Source organism: Streptomyces camelliae, from assembly GCF_027625935.1.
GTDB lineage: Bacteria > Actinomycetota > Actinomycetes > Streptomycetales > Streptomycetaceae > Streptomyces > Streptomyces camelliae.
Window position 1 is genome coordinate 1 of the sequence record NZ_CP115302.1, and the last position, 5,159, is coordinate 5,159.

Below are 5,159 nucleotides of genomic sequence, written 5' to 3' on the forward strand. Positions count from 1 at the left end.
TGCGGTGGTGGCCCGTCATGCGGCTCGCGGTACCGACTCCTTCGGTACCGGCCGGGATTCCGATTTGCTCCTTTTCCCTCGAATTGATCGATATCAAATATGACCTTTCGATTACAAATTTTTCCTATACCCAACGAATGAGTTTACAAAATTTCTAGGAAAAGTAAAAACAAACCTAGGCCAATAAATCCTAATTCAACCAAAAAAGCAAACCCATATTTTAAAACACTTTTAAAATAATGATTCCCATCAATTTTTAGAAAAATATTAATAAAGGATTCTGCTCTGATACCAGTTGTTGGGAATTGAGTCCTCTAATCAGAGTTTCTCAAGCGGAATTTCCCAAGGATCTTTCCTTGCAGATTAATATTATTCTAAAATAATGCATTAAAGAAAACCATACCTTTACTCCAGAAGTGTCAGCCCTTTTGACCTTTCGAATCCAAAGCTGGACCACCAAAAAGTGCTTCCTTGCTATGCACAAAAGGGAACAGCGCGTGGGCACTTTCCTCCTTGGAAAGAGGAAGGGAGAAAAAATTTCTCCCTAAAGAATACCCTAGGGGCGGCGGCAAGGAGAGGGAGAGAGGGAGAGATTTTTCTCTTTCAATTGGTGTGTGTTTTAGGTTTCCCAAGGTCTCTATTTATAGGAAACCAAAAGCCCTCAGAGAATCTTTGAATATCTTTAATTATAAATAATTAAATCTAATATTCAATTAAATATATATTTTAGATATTATATTTAATTATCAAATAATTAAATAATATCTACCATATCTTTATAATATTTAAATTAATCATATTAATTTAAATAAAGATATATCAAATATATATCAAATAAAAAGCCAAAAATAATCTCCATTATTTTTGGGCTAGGCGTGTGGACCATTACTGGGCCACACGCCCACTCCTATATCATCACATGATATTTGGGCTTTTATTTATCTCTTTTATTTAATAGAACTCTTCTATTAAATATTTAATTAAATAAACTCTTTATTTAATTTCTCCCATTAAATTAAATAGACATTCTATTTAATTTCCATTAATTTTGACAACCTCAAAATTAATAAAATAAACACTTTATTTTATTTCTCCTTCAATTAAATAAACTCTTTATTTAATTGCCATTAATTAAATAATTAAATAGACTCCTCTATTTAATTTCTTTTAATTAATCCGAATAGACTCCTCTATTCATTTACCATCTTTCTCCAAGGTGATTAATCTCATTAATCGTGTTCCCGATTACATGCGATAGCTCGGAGGACTTAATGGACCTATAGGACTAAGCTCCAATGATCTAGAATTACATTGATTAAACTCTTTAACCAATTAATTCTTATTCATTAACTCCAAGATAATTCCACTATATATTTGGAGTTGCACTCTTAGTACTATAGACAATGTTATGTCCATTGGCTATAATCATTACGTATACGTTAACCCTTCACAAGCTAGTTCGTATCCATGGCTAGGTGTTTTTACCGTTTTAACCTCCATGATACATCTTTCTCCTTAAGCCAACTGATCCTCTAATGAACAACCTTACATAATCTCCATTATGCGTCTTTTAGCTTTTTCCTTGATCAGAGGAATATGGGGCCCCGTTGTTCAAGCCTTGAATCAGTCCATAAGGGAACTACTTATTAGTGTGAATTCCTTCTTGTGCAATTACGTTCCCAGCTATAAGCAAGATGCAATCCCCAAAGTGGGAGGCATATTGAGCGAACTATTCTGAGTCACTCTCACCCATGCAAATCAAAGGCTTGTCTCTTGCATACAGGAGTTCGTAATCCACTCAGGATTCAGGTCAAGCATACTGTGATCAACCGATCGATGTTACGAAGTGTCTCTCTGTAACGGCTTATCAGAGGACAGTAAGTACATCTTAGTCCAGTCTACTACAATCGGATTGTAGCAACACCCCCACTCACATGTCTCTACATGAGTGACCCAGATGAGATCACTTGTGCCAATTCACAAGTGGGCCGTGTTAATGGTGTTACCAGAACAAAGGCACCCAACCTAAGTTCATATACCATAGACTATTCGAGTTACGACTTAAGTGAATCTTCCCGCATCTCTATGCTCACTTAAGATACATTCAGTAACTCTGGGCCTTATGATGGATAACATTTATTAATATAAATAAATGACACGTGTAATATTACTAACAAAAGATTCCTTTATTTATTTATAGTTTCGGATTACAAAGATTTAGGGCACTATCCCTAACAATCTCCCACTTGCACTAAAGCTTTACAGAGATTCATCTAGTAATCCTAAACTACCCATATGACGCTCGAACACTTTAGCCGGGAGCGTCTTCGTGAATGGATCAGCAATGTTATCCTCAGAGGCGATCTTTGTCACTACAACATCTCCTCTTTGGACTATCTCCCTTATCAGGTGATACTTTCTCTCTATGTGCTTACCCCGTTTGTGGCTTCTAGGCTCTTTGGAGTTGGCTACAGCACCACTGTTATCACAGAACAGTGTAATGGGTTTGTCCATATCTGGAACGACTTCCAGATCGGTTAGGAATTTCCTAAGCCAGACACCCTCTTTAGCTGCTTCACAAGCGGCTACGTACTCAGCCTCCATTGTGGAGTCAGCAATACAACTTTGCTTGATACTCCTCCAAACAATGGCTCCACCACAAAGTGTGAATACTGACCCAGACGTGGATTTCCTCGAATCCCTATCTGCTTGAAAGTCAGAATCAGTGTACCCCTTGAGGATCAGATCCTCATTACCGTACACAAGCACATATTCTCTCGTTCTCCGAAGATACTTGAGAATATTCTTGACCGCAACCCAATGTTCATAACCAGGGTTTGACTGATAACGGCTTACAATCCCTACTGCATAGCAAATGTCAGGTCTTGTACACAACATCGCATACATAAGACTTCCAACTGCTGATGCATAAGGATATTGTCTCATACTCTCAACTTCTTGAGGAGTTTTAGGACACTGGTCCTTACTCAGATAAATCCCATGCCTGAAAGGTAATGCTCCTTTCTTGGATTTATCCATCCCATACTTGGCAACTATCTTGTCAATATAGGATGTCTGAGACAATGCTAACTTTCTGTTCTTTCGGTTCCTTATTATCTGGATACCAAGAACATATTGAGCCTCTCCCAAATCTTTCATTTGGAATTCGTTAGCAAGCCATTGCTTAACGTCTGATAACACTCTTACATTATTCCCAATAAGTAAGATGTCATCAACATAAAGGATGAGAAATACCACATCTTTGTTGAGTATCTTCTTGTAGACACAAGACTCATCAACATTCTGTTCAAAGCCATAGGATTTGACCACAGTGTCAAATCTTATGTTCCAAGACCGTGAAGCTTGCTTCAATCCATAAATGGATTTCAGCAACTTACAAACTCTTTGTTCTTCACCTTGGACAATGAATCCCTCTGGTTGGAGCATATAGATACTCTCGTCAAGATACCCATTCAGAAATGCGGTCTTGACATCCATCTGCCATATTTCGTAATCAAAATAGGCTGCTATGGATAGGAGAGTCCTAATAGACTTTAACATAGCAACAGGGGAGAAGGTTTCTTCATAATCCACCCCTTCCCTTTGGGTATAACCCTTTGCTACAAGCCTAGCCTTGAAAGTCTCCACTTTCCCGTCGGCTCCACGTTTCCGCTTATAGATCCACTTGCACCCAATGGGTTTTACCCCAACTGGTTGATCTACTAGCTCCCAGACTGAGTTGGAGTACATGGACTCCATCTCAAGATCCATGGCTTTTAGCCATCTATCCTTGTCAACATCCTCCATTGCCTGCTTATAAGACAATGGATCCTCTAAGTCCGTGCCCCCAGCATTGACCTGAGTCAAGCCTAAGTATCGCTCGGGTAACTTGGATACCCTCCCACTGCGACGAGGACTGAGGTGGATTTGACTAGAATCCCTCTTCCTAGAAGAGCTTGGCAAGTCAACAACTCTTGTTGGCTCATTTGTGGTTTCACTTGGAACAATCTCCTCTAGTAACAACTTACTAGGAGATTTATGGTTTCCTATATAGTCTTCTTCCAAGAATGTGGCATTCGTGGACACGAATACCTTATTCTCGTCAGCACTATAAAATAAACCACCACGTGTCTCCTTAGGGTAGCCCACGAAGAAGCATACCTTAGTACGTGGTTCTAATTTTCTAGGGTTTGATTTCAGCACATGTGCTGGACATCCCCATATACGGAAGTGATGTAAACTCGCTTTACGTCCCAACCATAACTCAATAGGGGTTTCTAAAACACTTTTAGAAGGTACCCTATTTAGGATGTATAACGCAGTCTCCAATGCGTAACCCCAGAAAGATTCTGGTAATGATGAGTAACTCATCATTGATCTCGTCATTTCGAGTAAGGTTCTATTTCTTCTTTCAGCTACACCGTTTTGCTGTGGTGTACCAGGGGCTGAAAGTTGGGAAGTTATCCCATTTTCTATCAAGTAGTCTTTGAACTCCAAGTCCATATACTCTCCACCACGATCTGATCGAAGTGTCTTGATAGATTTACCAAGTTGCTTTTCAACTTCAGCTCTAAACTCCTTGAACTTTTCAAGAGTTTCAGACTTGAATTGCAACAGGTAAACGTACCCATATCTTGAGTAGTCGTCTATAAAAGACACATAGTACTCAAATCCACCCCTAGCTTTTACATTCATCGGACCACAAAGATCCGAGTGAATAAGCTCTAGTGGTTCTGTGGCTCTATTTCCTTTAGCTGAAAAAGGACGCTTGGTCATCTTACCCTCTAAGCAAGATTCACAGACTGGGAGTGTACCAAGCTCTAATTCACTTAGAGGTCCACTTTTAACCAGCCTTTGAATTCTGTTGAGGTTAATGTGGCCAAGCCTTAGATGCCACAGAAGGGTCTCATCTTTAGAAATTCTACCTTTACATGTTCTAGACTCTGCAGTCTCGAACAACTCGGAATTATAAAGCGTTGCACATACTAACGGCCTTAGTATGTATAAATTATTATCTTCTAATCCTGAACAAATAAAGTTTCCATTTCTGAAAATGTCTACTTTATTAATACCGAAGTTAACGGTATATGATTGTTTTTTAATACAACCCAATGAAATTATATTCCGATTTAAACCGGGAACATAATAAACAGTGTTCA

1 protein-coding gene is annotated in these 5,159 nt (G+C 38.8%); it reads right to left on the bottom strand.

The genetic code is table 11. From position 1 onward, the window contains the following. Positions 1-2,259 precede the first annotated feature (2,259 nt). A partial coding sequence (locus tag O1G22_RS44425; protein ID WP_270086957.1) for a reverse transcriptase domain-containing protein occupies positions 2,260-5,159 on the bottom strand: 2,900 nt, incomplete at its 5' end.